This is a genomic window from Paenibacillus sp. FSL A5-0031, from assembly GCF_001956295.1.
Taxonomy (GTDB): domain Bacteria; phylum Bacillota; class Bacilli; order Paenibacillales; family Paenibacillaceae; genus Pristimantibacillus.
Window position 1 is genome coordinate 351,070 of the sequence record NZ_MRTD01000006.1, and the last position, 19,587, is coordinate 370,656.

The following is a 19,587-nucleotide window of genomic DNA, read 5'->3' on the forward strand; positions in this document are numbered from 1 at the left end:
GCTTTATTGATGCGGCTTGGGACACATGACGTAGCTCATGATAGCAGCAATGAATACACTACATACAAGAAGCGCGACAGGCAGACCTCAAAGGAGGAATCCACTTGGATGTATGGAATCAAAGCTATGAGCAGCTCATCTTCCTCCAGGATCGTTCTATCGGTTTAAAGGCAATTATTGCAATAGACAGCACAAAGCTTGGTCCTTCCCTCGGCGGCTGCCGGTTTTGGCAATATGCCAGCGATGAAGCTGCTGTCCTCGATGCGCTGCGGCTAGCGCAGGGAATGACCTATAAATCAGCGATCTCAGGTTTGCCATTTGGCGGCGGCAAAGCTGTCATTCTAAGCCAGCCCGGTCAAAGCTCGCGGGAAATATTGTTTCGGGCGCTAGGCCAGCATATTCAAAACCTGCAAGGAAGCTATATTACCGGTATGGATCTGGGTACAGATGTTTCGGATATGGACTGGGTTCGCCTCGAGACACCCTATGTGACTGATGTATCCGGGTCGCTCGGAGCAGTAAATGATCTCACAGCTAAAATGACCGCATACGGCGTTTTCCTTGGCATTCAGGCCTCTCTCAAAACGGTTTACGGTTCCGAAAATATGCAGCAAAAAATCATTGCCGTTCAAGGATTAGGCAAAGTAGGTTATCAGCTATGCCGCTATTTAAAGCATGCGGGCGCAGAGCTCGTTGTAACGGACGTTGATTCAAAGCGGGTGAAGAAGGTTGTCGAGGAGTTTGGGGCAATGCCTTGCAAGCCAGATGTCATTATGCGCATACCTTGCGATGTCTTCTCGCCATGTGCTTTAGGCGGCATCCTAAATGATTTTACATTAGGCCAGCTAGACTGCAGCATCGTTGCTGGGGCAGCGAACAATCAATTAGCAGAAATCCGCCATGGCGAGAAGCTTCATGAGCTAGGCATTTTGTATGCACCGGATTATGTGATTAACGCAGGCGGGATCATCGTAACCTCTGTTGAGCTTATTGGCGGGGATGCTGCGACAGCGCAGCGAAAAGTTGAGAAAATAAATGGTACACTGTTGAACGTATTTCAAACAGCAGACGAACATGGAATTTCAACCGCAGCAGCAGCCAATCAAATAGTGGAGCAAATGCTAAAGGGCTGAATAACCACACAATCGAAAAAAGGGGATGTATCGAAAGTAGATTTCTCTACTTCCGGCACATCCCCTTATTATTCATTATTGCGGTGTCCAGCTTAAACTGCTGGAGGAGTGAAGGAGCGTCCAGCGAACTCAGCATCAAGCATATAGAATGCATTGCTATCCTTGTCGATGCGTTTCAGCTTATGGATAATGTTATCGAACAACGCCTCTTCTTCAACCTGCTCATCGATAAACCATTTGAGGAAGTTGATCGTTGCGTGCTCGCGATCGTTGATCGCAAGGTCAGATAAATTATAGAAACGTTTTGTATTTTGCTGCTCATGTCCGTAGCCTTGCTCGAAAGTGTCCAAAATGGAAGAGTATTCGTTATTCGGCTCTCCAAGAGCAGACAGCGTAGCACGACGACCACGGTCATTCAAAAACTTGTATATTTTCATTGCATGAAACCGTTCTTCCTCAGCCTGTACAATGAAGAAGTTAGCGAAACCATCAAGACTTTCACCTGAACAGTAAGCCGCCATTGCCAGATACACATGCGCTGAATAAAATTCAAAATTCATCTGTTCATTTAATGCTTCTGCTAATCCATCATTCATGCTTATGCACCTCAGCTTTCCTAGATTGTACTTATTCTAACATAAAAATAAAGAACGGCAAATGCCGTTCTTGTTAATTTATTGAAATTTAAGCTACCCAATCATTTTTTTCAATCGCTTATAGAGCTTCTCTGCGGACGGCGCGCTAACCGTCTTCGACTTGACCACGACGAAGCACTCTAGCTTGCAGGTTTTGCAATCGCCAAGGCAATCACTTTTTTTCTGCTTAATATCCGGATATCGATTTTTCATCGCCTTATAAACCGGCTCCAAACCGTTCTTGAGATTCCGTTTGCAATACTTAATCTTCTTCATAAGATACACCCCGCAGCGCAACGAAGGATTTGCTTTCTACTTGATGATAATGATTATCATCCCCGTTGTCAACTGCCGTTTTTAAGAACCTCTAACCCTTTAATCAGTTGACTGTCCTCGCGTCCAAGCTTCTCGCGTAGACGCTCCAGCAGCTTATACCCCGTTTTGTCATTAAAGCTGCCCGTTGCCTCCAGCTTCTCGGCTTTTTGGAACTTAGTTAATGCTGCTGATGTTTGTTTATCGAACATGCCTTCTTGTCCTGTAGGTGAATAACCGAGCTCCTTCAGCATCATCTGCAGCGTCTTTACATCCTCGCCATAGCTGCCTATCTTCATATGTGTACCAATCGCAAGCGGTCTAAGTTTCGTATACTCGGGAAGGGCTACTGCAAAATCCGGTGATACGCCTGTCTTGTTAATCCAAGTGCCGCCCGGCGTCTTCCACTGCGCTTCCGTTAAGCTTAAGACAGAACCGTCCTTAAACTGATTAAAAGCTTGTACAACACCTTTGCCATAGGTTTTTTCACCGACAACTGTTGCTCCCGCTGATTCCTTTAACGCAGCCGTCAGCACCTCACTCGCACTTGCTGATTGTCCATTCACGAGTACTACAATCGGCACTTTCCATTCCTTCTTCTGATCAGATTTATACGAAATCGTTTGCCGCTCATTTTTGTAAACGACATTCAAAATAACCTTGTTTTTCGGTATAAGCTTGCTAGCAATCTTAATGGTCGGCTGCAGCAATCCCCCTGGATTGGATCGCATATCCAGCAGCAATCCTTTAAGCGGCTGCTTCGCCTGCAGCTCCGTAATTGCAGCTTCAAATTCATCCGCAGTTTTCTCAGCGAAACGGCTAATCGTAACATGCCCGATACCGCCTTCAAGAAGCTCTGACGTTACCGTATGTACTGGAATAGCTTCCCGCTTCAGCTTTAATGTAATCGGCTCAACTTGATTCGGGCGCTGAATCTGCAGCGAAACTGATGTTCCTTCCTTGCCTCTAACAAGGCCAAGCAGCTCCTCAAACGTCTTTCCAGCCAGCTTCTGATCATCTACAGAGAGAATGATATCGCCCGTTAGTAAGCCGCCTCGCTCGGCTGGAGCTCCCTTCGTGAGCCCGGTAATGATGAACATGCCTTCCTCTTCGCGCAATTCAGCACCAATTCCATATATTTCGCCCTCATAGGACTGGGTATAGGCACTGCCCTTTTCCTCAGCCAAATACCGGGAATACGGGTCCTCAAGCGAGCTAACCATGCCTGCAATTGCGCCATTAATCAGCTTCTTCGGCTCAGCTCCGTTTAAGTAGTCATTCATAATTTTGTTGTATGAAACCGTAAATTGCTTAAAGGTCGACTCCTTGATCATCGGATACTGATTCCCCATCCAGAAAAACCCGATTGCAAAGCCAAGAGCAGTAAATACCACAGCTCCCATGACGCAGAGAGTCAGAAATCTTTGTTTTGCTGCCGCTGATGTAAAATAGTTCATCTGTTCATCTCCTCAAAAGTTTTACGAAGTAAAACTTACTTCGAAAGCATAAGCCTAGTCTTGAATGTCTGGATCATTTTAGCTACAATCAACCTAATCAAAGCGTAAACGGCTATCGCCACCTTGGCGGCGTATGCAATCGTTTCGCAGCGAAATATAAGCCTAGTTATACATGTGAAACTTATAACTTCTTATATTTTTAAATATAGAGAGCTGGAGAGGAGCTTCACCGCTAGTATGTATAAACTTATCGCTATTGATGTTGACGACACGTTATTAACGGATGACCTAACCGTAACGGAAGGCACGAAGCGTGCCATGGAAGCTGCTATTGCCCAAGGTGTAACCGTTACACTGGCAACAGGCCGCATGTTTGCTTCCGCTCAAAAAATTGCTAAGCAAATTGAACTCAATGTTCCTATTATTACCTATCAAGGGGCACTCGTCAAAACACTGCTTGATGGACAAGTCCTGTATGAAAGAAACGTACCGATTGATGCAGCTAAAGAGCTTCACGCTTTCGCTGAAGAGAACGGCTTGCACCTGCAGCTTTACGTTGACGATGAGCTTTACAGCACACATGACAATGACAAAATCAAAGCTTATTCTAAGCTTGCCAATATTCCTTACAAAATAGAGCCTGACTTCAACAAACTGCTCGACTTTCCGATGAACAAAATGCTTATTATCGATGATCCGGCTCGCCTCGATGAAATCGCTGAGCAGCTTAAGCCACTAATCGGTGATCGCGTGCATATTACTAAATCCAAAGCGCACTATTTAGAGTTCATGCATAAAGAAGGTACTAAAGGACATGCACTGAAATTTATGGCCGAGCATCTTGGCTGTACAATGGACCAAACAATCGCCCTTGGCGATGCATGGAATGATAATGAAATGATTATTGCTGCCGGACTTGGTGTAGCAATGGGCAACGCCATTCAATCTCTGAAGGACATTGCTGACTATGTAACATTGTCAAATAACGAGGAAGGCGTTCGCCACGTTATTGAGAAGTTTGTGCTTAACGTCACTGAATAATAAGCAAGGAGGCGACTGCATTTATGAATTGTCCCCTTTGCAATGAGCCAAACGATTGCGCTATGGAAGAAAACAATGCAGCGAAAGATTGCTGGTGCTTCCAGAAATCATTTCCCAGCGCGCTTCTAGAAGCCGTTCCTGCAGAGCTCAAAAACAAAGCCTGCATCTGCCGAAATTGCTTAAGCAAAGCAGTTGAAGAACAAAATTAAGAAGCTGTCTCTGGAAGGTAAACCACCTTTTAGAAACAGCTTCTTTTTTTAAAGCTTGCTTATCGCGCTGGCACAAAAAAACGTTCTTCCACAGCACTTGCAGACAACGGCTTGCTAAAATAATAGCCCTGTATCTTTCTGCACGAATTGTCCGTTAAAATATCCAGCTGATCCTTCGTTTCAATTCCCTCCGCAATAACTTCCATGTTCAAATGCATAGCCATCGCAATGATGGTTGAAACGATGGCTCTATCATCGCTGTTATTTGTAATATCACGGATGAAGGAGCGATCTATTTTAACTTTTTGAATCGGGAACATTTTCAAATAACTGAGCGAGCTGTAGCCTGTCCCAAAATCATCTAAGCTAATGCGAATACCATATTCATTCAACTGATTCAAAATGCTGCTGGACAATGCAGCATCCATCATCATGCTTTCTGTTATTTCCAGCTCTAAATATTTTGGCTCCAATCCCGTTTCCTGCAGTATAGCCATAATATAATCCGCAAGTTTAGGCTGATGGAATTGTTGCGAAGATAAGTTGACGGATATAGGGATAAGCGGCCCTCCCTGTACATGCCACATCCGCATTTGTTTGCAGGCTTCGCGCAGTACCCATGTTCCCATTTCATAAATGAGACCGGTTTCCTCCGCAAGCGGTATAAAGACGCCTGGGCTTAGCAGCCCTCTAGTTGGATGCTGCCAGCGTACAAGCGCCTCCATCCCAATCATCGTGCGATCCTCTGTTCGGATTTGCGGCTGGTAATGGAGCAGCAGTTCCCCTCGTTCGATCGCTTTTCGAAGATCGCCCTCTAATTCGATTTTTTCTTGCAGCACTCGGTCGAGCTCGCCAGTGAAAAATTGATAATCGTTTTTACCCTTTTTCTTGACCTCATACATCGCTGTATCGGCATTTTTGAGCAGCTGTACCGCATCCTGTCCATGACTAGGGAACAGTGCAATTCCGATACTCGCGGACACATAAAAATCACTGTCCTTTAATCGATACGGTGCTTGGATGCAGCTAATGATCTGTTCCGCTAACCGCTTAATCGTGTCTTGCGTTTCATAATGGCGGCAGAGCAGCGTAAACTCGTCTCCGCCTATGCGAGCAAGCATAACGTCTTGCCCTGCAATAGCTTGTTGAATGCGTCCGCTAACTTCCTGCAAAAACTGATCGCCGACCATATGCCCGAGTGAATCATTTATAATTTTAAAACGGTCGATATCAAGCACCATCACAGCAAAGTGTGATTCGCTTGTACTGCTCTGTTCAATGGTCTCAGCAATCGCTTGATTAAATTTGCGACGATTCGGCAAACCTGTCAATTCGTCATGAAAGGCTAAATGATTGACTTTCAGCTGCGCCCGCTTCTCAGCGGTTATATCTTTAAAAATAATATAGCTGCCTACTACTTCACCATCCACAACAACCGGTACATTAGCTACGTTGAGCTCAATTCTCATGCCGTCAGCACGGATGATGGCGGTTTCGTGATTCACAGTCTCCCCCGCAAAGGATCTTTGAAACATTTGCTTCACACGTTCTTGATCCTCATGAACGATAATCCCGCTTAACGTGGATATCGATTGATGCATAACCTGCTTGCTGCTGAAACCTGTTATCTTCAAAGCATTCGTATTATGGCTAGTCACACGGTAATGCAAATCAACAGACACGATGCCATCCTGGCTATTTTCATATAAGGACTTGTACCATTTTTCATTTTGTTCAATTTCTGAGTCCTTATGGGCAAATCGCTTCGATATATAGATCCCAAACAACGATAATCCAAGTGTAAAAAATATACCTAACGCAATAATGTAGGCCAGCCACGTTTGGTCCAAAATAACGCCAAGAAACAATGCAGTCTTATTGCTGGTATGAAAATTAGCTGCGATCATTCCCGTATAATGCATCCCAACTATCGCAGCCCCCATAATAGCGCCGCTTCCAAGCTTTTTCCACCATTGTCCTTTCTGTCTATCCTTCCGGAAATAAAACGATAGCCAAAGAGCTGCAATGGATGCGACAAATGCGATAAGAATAGAGAGCATAACGATAATCGGATTATAGGTTATATGTATAAGCATTGCAGACATGCCAACATAGTGCATGATCGTAATGCCTGTGGCAAGCAAAAGTCCGCCAGCTAGCAATTGCGATCTCGAAAGTTCACTACGACCGACAACATACAGCGCAGTAAAAGCCGCTCCAATCGCTGCAATTACCGAGATAAGCACGATAACCAAATCATATTTTATAGGGAAAGGAAGCTTTAATGCGAGCATGCCGACAAAATGCATCGACCAGATTCCCATCCCCATAGAAGCCGCTCCAAACATCAGCCAGCTTAGCTTTGTGCCTCCTTTGGAGGTGCTCACTCTCCCTGCAAGATCCAGTGCTGTATATGAAGCCATGACTGCTATAATATAAGAGAAAATAACTAATAAACTATCATAGGTTCCATGAACATGCTCCATTAAATCCCCTCTATTCTATGTAAGATGTTTATCTGCGAGAGCATTCTTATATTATACAATAATGTTTTGAAACATTTTTGAAAAATTTCGATGATGACTAGACATACAACGACCGCATAAATAAACAAAAAAGAGCCTCTCCCACATAGTGGGGAAGCCCTTCTTATAAACCTTTATGAAGTTAAGATACAGCTTTATTTCTCCGCTTGCATTGACCCTTGCTGCATGACTTGTAGTTGCCTGTAAAATCAAGCCGATGATCGGTCACTTTAAAGCCATATTCCCGTTCAATTCGCTGCTCAAGCTCGAGCAACCAATCCTCTTTAATTTCTGTCAGTGAGCCGCATTCATCGCATATGAGATGATGATGCATATGCTCATGATCCTCACCGCGAAGATCATAGCGGGCTACGCCATCCCCAAAATTCATTTTCTCAACAACATGAAGCTCAGCAAGCAGTTCGAGTGTCCGATATACAGTCGCTAGACCGATCTCAGAGTTTTTCCGCTTAACGAGCATGAAGACACCTTCTGCACTCAAGTGATCCATTTCGTTCTCAAGCAGCACTCGCAATATAATCTCACGCTGAGTTGTCAGTTTATATCCGTTCGCCATCAAATGTCGATTTATTCGATCCGTTTCTGCTGTGATGTTTAACATGCAAAGCTACCTCCTTTTATTGAAAAGCCAGTACATGAATGCATTCCACTTTATGTAAAGGCTTACTTTTAGAATGATTATAATTTAATGGTAGTATACTTTTGCGAAATTAGCAAATACCATATATTAATAAGTGTTTAACCATACTCCTTGACACAAAAATCGTATTTCGAGTATGATACAAAAATAGTTATTCGTAACAATTACAAATAAAAGGAGAGAATAAAATGAAAAGTGGCATACATCCCGTTTACCATCAAGTATTGTTTTTTGATGTGAGCAGCGGCTACAAATTTTTGACGGGCTCAACCAAATCATCCAATGAAAAAATGGAATGGGAAGACGGTAATAGCTACCCGGTCATTCGCGTAGATACAAGCTCCGCGTCGCATCCTTTTTATACTGGCAAACAACGCAATACCGATAAAGGTGGACGAGTTGACCGCTTCAACCAACGATTCCAACAAAAGAAATAAAAAATTTGTAATAATAATAGCTCCAAACAGAGCCGTTCAATGCGGCAATCTGTAAGGAGCTTCTTTCGTTTCTTATTACAGCAGACAGACTACAGCACCGCAGAAATGCCGCCATCAATATTAACAGACGTGCCCGTTACGAAGGATGCGGCTTCCGAAACGAGAAAACCGATAACATTTGCTGCTTCTGACGCTCTTCCGATTCGACCCAATGGTATCCCATGGCGCTTGTCCGCTGAGAATTCATCCCAGCTAAGCTCAGGGCTCGCAGCTTGCCACATCCGCTCGATTTGTGCGCTGCGAATCAGCCCGATGCAAACTGCATTTACACGAATTTGATCCACAGCCAGATCCTTGCTCATCGCTTTGGTCAGTGCAAGACCTGCGGCGCGGCTAACAGAGGTTGGGAGAGAGGAAGCACCCGGCGTTTTCCCGCCTATTGCTGTCACGTTGACGATAGCTCCTCCACCTGCTTGACGCATATATGGAAGTACCGCACGCGCAAAATGAACTGCTCCGAGCAGCTTTAAATCAAGGTCCGCAGTCCATGCATCAGTCTCCACCTTCTCAAAAGGCTGCGCTGCAGAAACCCCTGCGTTATTCACAAGAATGTTGACACCGCCAAAGTGTGCTGCCGTTTGCTCAACCGCTCTTGCAGCATCTTCCGGCCGACTTACATCCGCGCTGATTGCTAACGCTTCTTTGCCTGTTCGTTCCTTTATAAGTGCTGCCGCGCTGCGCAGAGACCCCTCCTCCCGTGCAACAATGGCTACCTCAGCACCTTCCTCAGCTAGCAGCAATGCTGTTGCCAGCCCAATGCCTTTGCTTCCGCCTGTAATGACTGCGATTTTCCCTTTTAGCCCAAGCTCCATCTGTAACTCCTCCTTCTCTGCTACTATATCGTTTAATGTTTACTTTCCAACTGCTTTGATCACCTTTTGTACCTCATGGTTTATATCAATTTCCGAATGAGCAGGTAAATTTACAATAAAAATACCGCCAAACACTTGCTGCGACTTGCCTTGGCACTCTCGAATTTTGTTTTTTAATAGTTTAAGCTCTAATGAATAGATCACTTCTTTGCTTAGCAGCCAATTATGTCTGGTGAACGTTGATTTCTCTATCGTTTCTATGTACATGGATACATCCTTGAACGCTCTTACGCGAATAACATCTCCAAAGGCAACATTTTCAGTAAATACAGGATTCTCCTCAATGCGATACAGGTCATCACCCAGTTGTACAACGTCTAGTATCTCGACCTCTTGACCTACACCATCGAAGCAAAGATGTAACGGAATAAAATCTTGAATGCTTCTCACCTCTATATTTATTTTCAGTGATGGCTCTTACCATTCACTTTAGCTAATATCCACATTCGTATAATGCTCCACTGCTGGAAATGGATCATAGAAATGATGCAGCAGACTTTTCCACTCCAAATATTCAGCCGATCCGCGAAAACCAACGGTATGATCCTCCAGCGTTTCCCATCGTACAAGCAATATATATTTATTATCCTCTTCTAAGCATTTCTGAAGTTCATGACTGACATAACCGTTCATGCTTGAGATAATTTTCGATGCAGCTTTAAAATTGCTTTCAAATTGTTCGGACAGCCCTGCCTTAACCTGCAATGAAGCAACCTCTAATATCATTGTAGCAACTCCTAGTTAAATATCTAGTTTTAGCAATAGCCTAGCAATCTTAATTATGTTGTTATGTATATATTATAAGTGGTACTGCAAATAAGGCAAAGAGTAAATCAAATGATGGATATCTTGTTTTCCAAACTGTCTAATCGCTCCATGTGATCCATAATTTTCAGAGCGAGTTCAATTTAATCGATTCTTCCCCTTTAAATTGTGGCATCTTTTACCGAAATCACCTGCGACCTTTACTCTTAATCCGTATTTTCCGTCATGATCCGACATTTGGATTTGACTATTATTTCATAAAAAAAAGCCCCAGAGAATGGTCTCTGAGACTTCAATCGTATCCCTAAGTAGCTGGCTCCTCTTTAGGAGCGCATTTTTGAATAAGTGAGATTTGGCCTGCATGGATGCCGGTATGGTACATCAAACGGCCAACAGCCTCAAGCGGCGTTGAGGGGCCGATCGGACAGTCCACGATTTGATGCCATTTCTCCTCTGGAAGCTCTTTCATTGCATCCATAAGATGATTGTTGGAGGCTTCAAGCAGGTCAATAAGCTCCTGTAAATTATCATAGGTTGCTTTGCTCCCAGCAGCACCTCTGCTTGTCGAGATCTGCAATCCCTCCGGCATCTTTTTCCCGAAGAACCAGTCTGCGAACATATATTCAACCTCAGCGTTATGTCGAAGCATATAGCCAATGGAGGATGCTCCAAGCTGCAAAGACAAATCCTGCTCCGGCAATGCTTTGACCGTTTTGTGGAATCTTTCTTGAATAGCACGCCAAATAGGCAGTACTGTTGTGATCGTCATAATAGAGTCCGCTCCTCTGCTCTTAATAAGCTTTCTTCGCTTGTGCATGCCCATCTCTTGCTACATGCTCAAATTTCTCGCCTGACAAGTCGATATCGTAAGCCTGACCGAAGCCTGCTACATAACGGCCTTCCGAAGCCGTCAACTCAAACAAAGAGAAATCTAGGCCGCGAAGCATGCCAATCATGTTTTTGCCGAAGGTTTGCTCAAACCGTTCAAATATCTCAATATGCCCTTCATTGCCGATATTAACGGCACTACACACGAAGCGCGCGCGCTGCCTGGCAAATAAATTTGTAGTCTGCGACTCATCCTCCAGCAGCATAACGTCCACTGATGGATTGGCTTCCATGTACCGGAAATGATGAGCGATTCTGCTAATATAGATGTAGAGCTTTCCGTTGAACTTCACAAAGGGAGCATAGGAAACAAAAGGTTTTCCCTCATCGTCGATTGTACCGAGCACGACAGATTTCAAGCTTTCCGTAAAGTTTAAATAATTCACCTTAATCATTTCAATATCCATCGCCTTCATTCGTCATCCCTCGCTTTTTTTTATAAGACTTTTTTTAATACGTGAATTCGTGGACTAGCGCTTTCGGGCATTTGCTGAATTTCTGTTTCCACACCGTAGACACTGCGAATCAGCTCCATCGTAAAAACATCCTTCGGCTTGCCAAATACATGCTTATCCCCATTCTTAATCACACAAACCCTATCGCTATAAGCGGATGCATGGTTCAAATCATGCAGCACCATTATAACCGTCAGCTTCAATTCACGATTTAGCCGTCGTACAAGTTCGAGCACTTCCAGTTGATGTGCGATGTCCAAATAAGTAGTGGGCTCATCGAGTAGAAGCACCTTAGGTCTTTGAGCGAGCGCCATAGCAAGCCATGCCTTCTGTGCTTCTCCACCAGAGAGGGATACGATAAGTCTGTCTTTAAACTCCATCATGCCCGTCTGTTCAAGCGCCCAATGTACGACCTTATAATCTTCGGCATCAAGACGCTCATACCATTTCTTATGAGGAATTCGCCCATAACCAACCAATTCCTCTACTGTCATGTCCGACGGACTGACGTTCTTCTGACAAAGCATGCACAGCATTTGCGATACTTGCTTCGTACTAAGCGAGCGAATCTCTTGATCGGCAATACAGACGCGTCCGCTAACGCATGGAATCATTCGAGATACAGCCTTCAAAATAGTCGACTTTCCCGAGCCGTTCGGTCCAATAATGGACACCACTTCTCCTTCATTCACATCAAGAGAAAAGTCGCTCACTATTGTACGATCCGCATAACGAATATTCAACGATTGGACCTTTAACAACTTAGACCCCTCCTTTTCGCATCAAATAGAGGAAGTACGGACCTCCTGCCAATGCCATGACGATACCTGCAGGCACCCCTACAGAGCCGAAGGCAGTCCGCCCAATCGTATCTGCCACTAAGAGAAGCAGTGCCCCAAGTATTAAGCTAAGCGGCAGCGTGTGGCGATAATTTGTGCCAATTAATAAACGAGCCATATGTGGCACAATTAAGCCAATAAACCCAACAAGCCCTACTGTCGACACTGAAACAGCAGCTAAGTACACCGCCACAAACGATAAAATCAAGCGGCTTCGATTAAGGTTTTGCCCCAAGTTATGTGCTACTTGCTCGCCTAAACGTAATATATTCGCTTGCCGAATACATAGAATCGCCGCAATCCATCCAATAATCGAATAGGGCAATATCATGAGCACATCGCCCATTCCTTTGCCTGCCAAACTTCCGTTCATCCATGCAAGTGCGCCAGGCAGCTTATCGCTGTATTTGATAGAGAGCAGGCCGATCATTCCTCCAAATACCGCATTTACGGCAACACCCGAAAGAATGATGCGAACAGGTGTAAAACCTGTTTGCTTGTTCCATGCCCAAGTATAAACCATTCCGGCAGCAATACCGCCGCCAATAATTGCAGCTAACGGAATAAACGATGAATAGCTAGGCATGACTAGCATAATGAATAATACGGTAACCGCTGCCCCGGACGAAACACCAGTTAGCCCCGGGTCTGCCAGTGGATTTAACATAACCGCTTGCAGCAAAGCTCCTGATGCAGCAAGGTTCGCGCCGATAATCAAAGCAAGAAATACTCTAGGAATTCGAATGTCCCAAAGAACAGAATTTGCCGCTTCATTCCCATTGCCTAATATCGCTTGAAAAGTAGAAGCTAGATCAAATCTTGCACTACCAAGCGCAACTGAGAACAAAATAGCTACAATCAGCAACAAAAATGAGAGAGCTAGAAGCGTGGTCGTTCTCATTTTTTTATTATCCGTCACCTCTAAGCTCCCTTTCATTAGTTATACAAAATTTTCGCCATATCTTGGTATGCATTTGGTGCATTTACTAACGAAGCTACGCCATACAAGCTATAATCAAGTGCAATCAGCTTGCCGTTTTTGAATGCGTTCAGCTTCTCCCAAGCTCCGTTCTTCTTCACATCATCTTCAAGCTGCTTCGTAACAGCAGAAGGATCACCATGAGCAACTAGCAAAATAATATCTGGATTAGCCGTTACGATGCTTTCCATATCAAGTGGTACATAAGCATCTTCTTTTTTCAATACTTCTGATAATACGTTTTTTGCTCCTAGCTTCTTCGCCAAGCTGCCTACAAAAGTACTATCATTCATGAACATTAATGATTCAGCAGAACCGAATAGAACCATTACGCTTGGAGCATCTTTGCCTTCGGATAGCTTAACTGCTTCCGCCTCTTGTTCGCTCAGCTTCTGCAATACTTCATTCGCTTTGTCTTCTTTCCCGTACACTCGACCTAGAACTACCGTGCTGAGTTTCAACTCGTCTAAGGAGTCTGCAGGCAAATAAGCTGTAGGTAGATTCGCTGGTTTAAAGGACTTATCCAAACTATCCTTAATGGAGCTTGGTCCAAGAATGACACCAGGCTGCAGCTTCGCAATTTGCTCTAGATCCGGCTGATGGGATGAGCCAATGCGAGGCAGGTTAACGAAAGCTTCTGGCAATTTGTTCTTCGTCGTTGGAACACCTGCTGTCTCAATTCCAAGCTCATTTAGAAGCTCAGCAATAGCTACTGATATGGTTACCGTTGATGATGGAACTTGGTTATTGAACTGTGCAATCAATTCCGCTGCTTTTGTTTCATCTACTTCTATTTTAGAATCAGACACAGGAGCTTCCGTTGCAGCCGGGCTTGGCTGCTCTGTTGCTGTGTTTCCAGTCACCTGTTCTGGCTTATTTACATTGTTTCCGCATGCTACCGTAGTCGCTAATAATAAAGTCATAATACCAATCTTCCATCCTGCTAGTTTCACTTTATTTCCTCCTGTATGATAATGATAATTAGTATCATCATATTGATACCGTTTCTCATTATACAGCGAATGAAAATCATTTTCAATTAGTATTTTTGCTAAACTTTTATTTATTTAATTATGTGGTTATTTCCCCATCCCCCCATCAGACATCCTCTTTTGATTCTCATGCTAAAGATAAAAATATCGAAAAAATCGCACGTATATTCGTCACATCATACGCTAATCAAAATAAAAAAATGCCAAGGGCAGCTGCTCGCTCCTTGGCATCCTTTTGACTCCTAATGTCAGATCTAATTTTTAATTCCCCTTAGCCTAGCTGCAATCAAGCAGCTCTTCCGAATCATGCATGTCCATGTTATTGACATCCTTGCTCTATTTGATTACGCCTGCATGACAGATTGAGAAGCTTTCCCATACGGCTCCGCCAAAAAATAAGTGAAATCCTCGCGTTTATTCAAAAACTGCTCATATTGCACCAAAGCGATCTCATCATCCGGGTTTGTCTCCAAGTAGATTTCCAATTCCGCAATCGTTTCCTCAATTTCAAGTAGGATGTCCCTGTGGCTATGGCTCATCTGTGTACTTAGCTGTAAAGGCTTCCTTGCTTCGTTCAACTTATATGCCTCCTGTTGCCCTATTCTATTGTTTTGCAAAATAAAGGTGTACCTGCAACAATAGGGCTTCGTTAACTAAGATATTCAGAACTTCGGAAAAAAGAACCTCAATTCTCAAAAAAAAGGGTAAACCATTTTTACTCGCTGTAAAAAAAGAAAAGCTATTTCCGTTATTATCCATCTTCCTCATGACAGATTCAATGGTACAAAATGATTAGGTTACCATTTACCTATCTCGACTATTTCCCAAGAAATGATCGAAAAACATCGATATATAAACGATTTTCTGCACACCATTGATTCATCATTCCCCCAGCAGGGTATTCAATATTATCAAACTCACTGAGGGAGTGATTCAAATGACGACAAGGCAACAAAATTTAGAAATTGAAGAAAGACATGTTGAAAAAAAATCAGATTCAAGTTTAGTGGCGTCTACATTCATCAAATATGCTGCCTACATTATCATTTTCTTCGGGGCTCTCTACTTTCTTGTTCGATATGTATTTCCAATGTTTTAAACAAAATAAAAACAGGCAGTCTTTCAGCAGATTAAGCTGCTTGAAGACTGCCTGTTTCGTATGTACGTTTTTCAAAAAAGATCATCCGCAGTTTTTGGGATCATTGTTTGATTTCCTTTTATAAAATACTCAAATTTGCCAAAATGCGCCAATGCCGCGCTGTCTGCTTCCCATACCCATTCGTCCATTTCGGTTTGACAGCGATGCGCACGAAACGAGGCAAGCTTAGCTTCTAACTGATGACGTACATCAATTTTGACAATGTCCTGCTTCGTGTAACCAAATCGTTCCGGAGCATTCATCATATCGCCGAAACTGATGAAATAGAGCGCACCCGGCTGCTTGCTGCGGTGGAAAGCGGTAGTTGTTGCTTTTCCAATTGCACAGTGATCAGGATGTCCGCCCAAAACTTCATGGAATGTAAGGACTACATCCGGATTGATCTCATCCATGAGTTGACCTATTTTTGAGATAAGGCTCTCCGAATCGTAAAATTCAACCATCTTGTCACGGATATCAAAAAAAATAAGATTTTGAATGCCAAGTGCCTCGCAAGCATTCCGCAGCTCTTTTTCCCGAATATCAGGCATAGTCTCTCGATTCACATAAGGCGGGTTGCCCATTCGACGTCCCATTTCGCCTTTTGTCGCACTTACGAGAGTAATTTCAACTCCCATACTTGCATACTTTGCCAATGTTCCTCCGCAAATAAAAGACTCATCATCAGGATGCGCAAACACAGCTAATAGCTTTTTAACTGTTTTTTCACTCATTCCGGAAACGGCTCCTTTCCAAGCTGCAGAGCAACGTTCATTCTGCCTTTATCATCGTAACCCGCCAGTAATAGCTTCCCATCCACCGTTAATTCATAATGGGTGAGTGCTTCTGTACGCAGCCAGCCAAGCTCATCAAAGCGAAGTGCTATCCGGTATGAACCCTCACCAGCAATATGAGCTTCAATGAGGCTAACCTTGAAATTTCGGACAAAGACGAAAGAGGTCGCTTCACTGTGAATATAAACTTCCTTGCCAATAAATGCTTGAAAAGCAGCGTTCAATTCTGAACTGTTTATTTTGATCATCGTCTCTTCATTCCTATTCTATAAGTTTGATAGGAGTTGCCAAGTAGGGGGAGTTTATAAAAAAGAGGAGTTGCTTCATGAGACCAAAGGCCTGATGCATGAACTCCTCCCCTTATACTACACGGCCTATTATCTGCTTACGAAAAACGGCAATGTTTCGATGCCCAGCAAGCGCAGATAAATGAACAATTGACCTTTGTGATGAATTTCATGATCCTTGCCATTCTCGAGCAAAACGATTCCAGCCATTTTCATGCCATGGAAGTCGATCTCTTTTTCCAATTGCTCATCCGTTAAAGATTCTAACAATGCTTTCGTTGAAGCGGTATCCGCTGCTAAGATCGTTTTCAGCTCTTCAATCGTTTCAGCTTGTTTAGCTGTTGAAGGTGGCGTGAACACGCCGTTTTTTACTGTTTGTGCGAACATATCCATTGATCCATTGATATGGAGAACAAGAGTTGACAACGACATTGCTTTTTCCCAAGGCTTATATTGGAGGTTTTCATTTTGTACAGTATCAAGCATAGCAAGCAATACTTTACGATGATTCAACCAGTTTGTAACAAATACATTCATTGTTGACATAGGATAATACTCCCCTTTTTCATTCGAAAATTAATTAACCATAGAAAAAATAGTTAATAGCCTATTCATTATACAATGGTTGTCCGACAATTGCATTTTTTCCTAAACAAACTTTTATGATTAAAAATTTGATCCATCTTAGTTGTTGTTATCATTTCACCAATTTCCTTTGTCGTTATCACGCCCTATTCCTCTGTCTTTATCTTTATCTTTATCTTTATCCTTGTGCCTCTCTTTCTTTCTCTCTTTTTCTTGTTCTCTTTCTTTTTCCTTCTGTTTTTTCCTTTCTTCCCTGTCCTTTTTCCAATCCCGTTTCTTATCAGAATCATCATCTTTGTTCGATATATTATTTTTTTCTTTTTCCTTATCCTTCTTCTTCGGCAAAAGTTCTGGTGCCTTAGGAAACGGTATAACCGGCTCATCCTTTAATGCATCTGCGAATATGGCTTGAAAGACGGCAGCCGCAGCCTTTGAGCTCGTCGACAAATAATGGCTGCTGTCGCTTTGATCGTACCCAAGCCACACCGCGCCTACAAGCTGCGGAGTGTAGCCAACGAACCAATTATCCTTTGCGCCGTAGCCCGTCGTGCCTAACATTTGTGTCGTTCCAGACTTGCCTGCAACTGGGCGGCCTTCAAGCATTGCAGCAGTACCCGTCCCATCCTTTATGACTCCCTCTAACATAGCTGTCATCGTTCGGGCAATTTCTGGCTCCGTTACTTTCACACTGCCTTCACTCTGCTCGAATTCAGCCAGTACGCTGCCGTCTGCCGATTCGATGCGAGTAATGGTATGCGCATGATTACGAACGCCATCACTAGCGAATACGCCAAAAGCTTCAGCCATCTGAAGCGGCGATACACCCTCATGAAGACCGCCGAGCGCAAGCCCTAGCGAGCGATCCTCATCTGTCAGAGGAATGCCAAAACGTGCCGCCGCATCCATTCCTTTTTCAATACCCATTTCATTAAGCAGCTTCACAGCAGGTATATTGTATGAGTTAATAAGCGCTTCATAAAGTGACACTCTCCCATGAAAGGATCCGTCTGCGTTTTTTGGCTCATAGCCGTTAATATTGATCGGTTCATCAACTAGATCATCGCTTGGCTTATAGCCAAGCTCCAGCGCAGGCGTGTATACCGCGATGGGCTTGATCGTTGAGCCTGGCTGACGGCTTAGCTGCGTCGCTCGGTTAAAGCCGCGAAATGGCTGCTCTCCTCTGCCTCCAACAATCGCCCGAATTCCGCCGTCACGCGGATCAATCAGAACAGCACCGCTTTGAATGAGCTGATCTGCAGCACTATTTGGGAATAGAGATTCCTTCGCATACACCTGTTCCGCCGACTGCTGCATTTTCGTATCCAAAGCGGTATAGATTCGAAGCCCGCCCTGCAGCACTTCATTTTCCGATAACCCATATTGCGTCATCGCCTCACGAATGATCTGGTCCACATAATAAGGATAGTTGATATCATCTACTCGATTAGGCTTTGCGCTCAGTAATTTCACAGGCTCATGAATAGCCTTATTGTATATATCCTCGCTAATTAGCGCTTGATCCTTCATAAGCTGAAGAACCACATTTCTTCGATCAACTGCTTTTTCTAGATGTTTATATGGAGTTAGGGCGGATGGAGCCTTTATTAGTCCAGCAAGCAGCGCTGCCTCCGCTACGCTAAGCTGATTTGGCTGCTTGCCAAAATACGTATGCGCCGCTCTATCGATTCCCCATGCTCCATCACCATAGTAGATCTGATTGAGGTACTTCTCCATAATATCCTCTTTGCTGTAGCTTTCCTCAATCTTTTTCGCCAAAAGCAGCTCATCCCACTTCCGCGACCAGGTTCTCTCCTGCGACAAAAAGACATTTTTCGCCAGCTGCTGTGTTATCGTGCTTCCGCCCTGTACGGTCCCGCCTGATGTTATATTTGTCCAAAACGCTCGGCTAATTGCCCGCATATCCATTCCTTCGTGCACGAAGTAACGTCTGTCCTCTACCGCAACAACGGCATCAACCATATGTTTTGGTATGTCTTCATAGGCAATCTCATCAATTTTATTGAAAGAAATACGGGTGGCTTCTGTACCATGCTGATCATACAAAATCGTAGCTGCCGGCAGCGGCACCTCAAGCTGTCCAATATCCTGCTTGCCGATCAGGAAACGAAATGCCCCCCATCCGCCTAAAACAGCGATAATAAGCAAAGCTGTACCTATGATCAAAATGTATTTTATCCTTTTCTTTTTCTTATTCGACTTTTTATTCGTATTCATCGTTTCTCCCCCTTGCCCTTGCTTCTCTCGGTTCTACATCATTCGCAGCGGAGTATCATTTTTAGTACGTTCGGCCCATGAACTGTCTTAACACACAAAAAAAAGCCCGGAAACTTTGCCTGCTCCCCAGCATCTTTTAGACTTATTTTAACAATCGTAAACAAATCGCTCATATTTTGTTTAGACGATGACAGCATTATGCTTTCATCAAAAAAGAGGGTGTCTCAAAAGCCATAGGCTTTAGAGGCACCCTCTCTTCAATGTTTTGAAATCTGTAAAAAACAAAGA

The 19,587-nt window shown here is 43.8% G+C and carries 22 protein-coding genes; 4 read left to right on the plus strand and 18 right to left on the minus strand.

Annotation, left to right across the window (positions count from 1 at the left end):
* Positions 1-104: 104 nt before the first annotated feature.
* Positions 105-1,133, plus strand: a complete 1,029-nt coding sequence (locus BK120_RS13595) for a Leu/Phe/Val dehydrogenase (RefSeq protein WP_256710885.1) — start codon at positions 105-107, stop codon at positions 1,131-1,133.
* A gap of 92 nt (positions 1,134-1,225) precedes the next feature.
* Here the strand turns inward: BK120_RS13595 and BK120_RS13600 are convergent, their stop codons facing one another.
* From BK120_RS13600 to BK120_RS13610, 3 genes are all read right to left on the minus strand, one after another.
* Complete coding sequence (locus BK120_RS13600) at positions 1,226-1,729, minus strand: ferritin (RefSeq protein WP_076268034.1); 504 nt, start codon at positions 1,727-1,729, stop codon at positions 1,226-1,228.
* Positions 1,730-1,822: 93 nt separating this feature from the next.
* Complete coding sequence (locus tag BK120_RS13605) at positions 1,823-2,044, minus strand: DUF1450 domain-containing protein (protein ID WP_076268035.1); 222 nt, start codon at positions 2,042-2,044, stop codon at positions 1,823-1,825.
* A 68-nt stretch (positions 2,045-2,112) separates the two neighbouring features.
* Positions 2,113-3,537 (minus strand): S41 family peptidase, encoded by a 1,425-nt coding sequence (locus BK120_RS13610; protein ID WP_076268036.1) that lies wholly within the window; start codon positions 3,535-3,537, stop codon positions 2,113-2,115.
* Positions 3,538-3,774: 237 nt separating this feature from the next.
* On the opposite strand from BK120_RS13610, the gene BK120_RS13615 reads away from it, so the two are divergent.
* Both BK120_RS13615 and BK120_RS36400 read left to right on the plus strand, forming a co-directional pair.
* Complete coding sequence (locus BK120_RS13615) at positions 3,775-4,578, plus strand: Cof-type HAD-IIB family hydrolase (RefSeq protein WP_076268037.1); 804 nt, start codon at positions 3,775-3,777, stop codon at positions 4,576-4,578.
* A 23-nt stretch (positions 4,579-4,601) separates the two neighbouring features.
* Positions 4,602-4,787: a cysteine-rich CWC family protein gene (locus BK120_RS36400; protein ID WP_076268038.1), complete on the plus strand. Its 186-nt coding sequence runs from the start codon at positions 4,602-4,604 to the stop codon at positions 4,785-4,787.
* Positions 4,788-4,846: 59 nt separating this feature from the next.
* Here the strand turns inward: BK120_RS36400 and BK120_RS13625 are convergent, their stop codons facing one another.
* Positions 4,847-7,273 carry a bifunctional diguanylate cyclase/phosphodiesterase gene (locus BK120_RS13625; protein WP_076268039.1) on the minus strand — a complete coding sequence of 809 codons (2,427 nt, stop codon included), beginning with the start codon at positions 7,271-7,273 and terminating at the stop codon, positions 4,847-4,849.
* 181 nt (positions 7,274-7,454) lie between these two features.
* Complete coding sequence (gene fur, locus BK120_RS13630; RefSeq protein ID WP_076268040.1) at positions 7,455-7,934, minus strand: ferric iron uptake transcriptional regulator; 480 nt, start codon at positions 7,932-7,934, stop codon at positions 7,455-7,457.
* 227 nt (positions 7,935-8,161) lie between these two features.
* On the opposite strand from fur, the gene BK120_RS13635 reads away from it, so the two are divergent.
* A complete protein-coding gene (locus BK120_RS13635) occupies positions 8,162-8,410 on the plus strand; it encodes a type B 50S ribosomal protein L31 (RefSeq protein WP_076268041.1) in 249 nt (82 codons plus the stop codon).
* 89 nt (positions 8,411-8,499) lie between these two features.
* On the opposite strand, the gene BK120_RS13640 is transcribed toward BK120_RS13635, so the two are convergent.
* The 13 genes from BK120_RS13640 to BK120_RS13700 form a co-directional block, all read right to left on the minus strand.
* Positions 8,500-9,282 (minus strand): SDR family NAD(P)-dependent oxidoreductase, encoded by a 783-nt coding sequence (locus BK120_RS13640; protein WP_076268042.1) that lies wholly within the window; start codon positions 9,280-9,282, stop codon positions 8,500-8,502.
* Positions 9,283-9,321: 39 nt separating this feature from the next.
* Positions 9,322-9,732 carry a DUF4265 domain-containing protein gene (locus tag BK120_RS13645; RefSeq protein ID WP_076268043.1) on the minus strand — a complete coding sequence of 137 codons (411 nt, stop codon included), beginning with the start codon at positions 9,730-9,732 and terminating at the stop codon, positions 9,322-9,324.
* 39 nt (positions 9,733-9,771) lie between these two features.
* Positions 9,772-10,068: an antibiotic biosynthesis monooxygenase family protein gene (locus tag BK120_RS13650; RefSeq protein ID WP_076268044.1), complete on the minus strand. Its 297-nt coding sequence runs from the start codon at positions 10,066-10,068 to the stop codon at positions 9,772-9,774.
* 343 nt (positions 10,069-10,411) lie between these two features.
* Complete coding sequence (locus BK120_RS13655) at positions 10,412-10,876, minus strand: DinB family protein (RefSeq protein ID WP_076268045.1); 465 nt, start codon at positions 10,874-10,876, stop codon at positions 10,412-10,414.
* Positions 10,877-10,898: 22 nt separating this feature from the next.
* Complete coding sequence (locus BK120_RS13660) at positions 10,899-11,411, minus strand: HugZ family pyridoxamine 5'-phosphate oxidase (protein ID WP_076268046.1); 513 nt, start codon at positions 11,409-11,411, stop codon at positions 10,899-10,901.
* A gap of 20 nt (positions 11,412-11,431) precedes the next feature.
* Positions 11,432-12,211, minus strand: coding sequence for an ABC transporter ATP-binding protein (locus tag BK120_RS13665; RefSeq protein WP_076268047.1), 780 nt, complete (start codon positions 12,209-12,211; stop codon positions 11,432-11,434).
* Between the two features lies 1 nt (position 12,212).
* Positions 12,213-13,190 (minus strand): FecCD family ABC transporter permease, encoded by a 978-nt coding sequence (locus tag BK120_RS13670; protein WP_076268081.1) that lies wholly within the window; start codon positions 13,188-13,190, stop codon positions 12,213-12,215.
* Positions 13,191-13,225: 35 nt separating this feature from the next.
* The gene (locus BK120_RS13675) at positions 13,226-14,221 is read right to left on the minus strand and encodes an ABC transporter substrate-binding protein (protein ID WP_076268048.1); all 996 of its coding nucleotides are present in this window, start codon (positions 14,219-14,221) and stop codon (positions 13,226-13,228) included.
* Between the two features lie 383 nt (positions 14,222-14,604).
* Positions 14,605-14,838: a hypothetical protein gene (locus tag BK120_RS13680; protein WP_076268049.1), complete on the minus strand. Its 234-nt coding sequence runs from the start codon at positions 14,836-14,838 to the stop codon at positions 14,605-14,607.
* Positions 14,839-15,430: 592 nt separating this feature from the next.
* Positions 15,431-16,132 carry a PIG-L family deacetylase gene (locus BK120_RS13685; RefSeq protein WP_076268050.1) on the minus strand — a complete coding sequence of 234 codons (702 nt, stop codon included), beginning with the start codon at positions 16,130-16,132 and terminating at the stop codon, positions 15,431-15,433.
* On the minus strand, positions 16,129-16,440 hold the full coding sequence (locus BK120_RS13690) for a DUF1806 family protein (RefSeq protein WP_076268051.1): 312 nt from the start codon (positions 16,438-16,440) through the stop codon (positions 16,129-16,131). Before BK120_RS13690 ends, BK120_RS13685 begins: the two co-directional genes overlap by 4 nt.
* A gap of 129 nt (positions 16,441-16,569) precedes the next feature.
* Positions 16,570-17,025, minus strand: coding sequence for a DinB family protein (locus tag BK120_RS13695; protein WP_076268052.1), 456 nt, complete (start codon positions 17,023-17,025; stop codon positions 16,570-16,572).
* 156 nt (positions 17,026-17,181) lie between these two features.
* Positions 17,182-19,299 (minus strand): transglycosylase domain-containing protein, encoded by a 2,118-nt coding sequence (locus tag BK120_RS13700; protein WP_076268053.1) that lies wholly within the window; start codon positions 19,297-19,299, stop codon positions 17,182-17,184.
* Positions 19,300-19,587: the final 288 nt, after the last annotated feature.

Bases quoted from the DNA above. Each gene is read 5' to 3' on its own strand.
- BK120_RS13600 (WP_076268034.1), bottom strand. From the start codon at position 1,729: ATGAATGATGGATTAGCAGAAGCATTAAATGAACAGATGAATTTTGAA.
- BK120_RS13605 (WP_076268035.1), bottom strand. From the start codon at position 2,044: ATGAAGAAGATTAAGTATTGCAAACGGAATCTCAAGAACGGTTTGGAG.
- BK120_RS13610 (WP_076268036.1), bottom strand. From the start codon at position 3,537: ATGAACTATTTTACATCAGCGGCAGCAAAACAAAGATTTCTGACTCTC.
- BK120_RS13615 (WP_076268037.1), top strand. From the start codon at position 3,775: ATGTATAAACTTATCGCTATTGATGTTGACGACACGTTATTAACGGAT.
- BK120_RS36400 (WP_076268038.1), top strand. From the start codon at position 4,602: ATGAATTGTCCCCTTTGCAATGAGCCAAACGATTGCGCTATGGAAGAA.
- BK120_RS13625 (WP_076268039.1), bottom strand. From the start codon at position 7,273: ATGGAGCATGTTCATGGAACCTATGATAGTTTATTAGTTATTTTCTCT.
- fur (WP_076268040.1), bottom strand. From the start codon at position 7,934: ATGTTAAACATCACAGCAGAAACGGATCGAATAAATCGACATTTGATG.
- BK120_RS13635 (WP_076268041.1), top strand. From the start codon at position 8,162: ATGAAAAGTGGCATACATCCCGTTTACCATCAAGTATTGTTTTTTGAT.
- BK120_RS13640 (WP_076268042.1), bottom strand. From the start codon at position 9,282: ATGGAGCTTGGGCTAAAAGGGAAAATCGCAGTCATTACAGGCGGAAGC.
- BK120_RS13650 (WP_076268044.1), bottom strand. From the start codon at position 10,068: ATGATATTAGAGGTTGCTTCATTGCAGGTTAAGGCAGGGCTGTCCGAA.
- BK120_RS13655 (WP_076268045.1), bottom strand. From the start codon at position 10,876: ATGACGATCACAACAGTACTGCCTATTTGGCGTGCTATTCAAGAAAGA.
- BK120_RS13660 (WP_076268046.1), bottom strand. From the start codon at position 11,411: ATGAAGGCGATGGATATTGAAATGATTAAGGTGAATTATTTAAACTTT.
- BK120_RS13670 (WP_076268081.1), bottom strand. From the start codon at position 13,190: ATGAGAACGACCACGCTTCTAGCTCTCTCATTTTTGTTGCTGATTGTA.
- BK120_RS13685 (WP_076268050.1), bottom strand. From the start codon at position 16,132: ATGAGTGAAAAAACAGTTAAAAAGCTATTAGCTGTGTTTGCGCATCCT.
- BK120_RS13690 (WP_076268051.1), bottom strand. From the start codon at position 16,440: ATGATCAAAATAAACAGTTCAGAATTGAACGCTGCTTTTCAAGCATTT.
- BK120_RS13695 (WP_076268052.1), bottom strand. From the start codon at position 17,025: ATGTCAACAATGAATGTATTTGTTACAAACTGGTTGAATCATCGTAAA.
- BK120_RS13700 (WP_076268053.1), bottom strand. From the start codon at position 19,299: ATGAATACGAATAAAAAGTCGAATAAGAAAAAGAAAAGGATAAAATAC.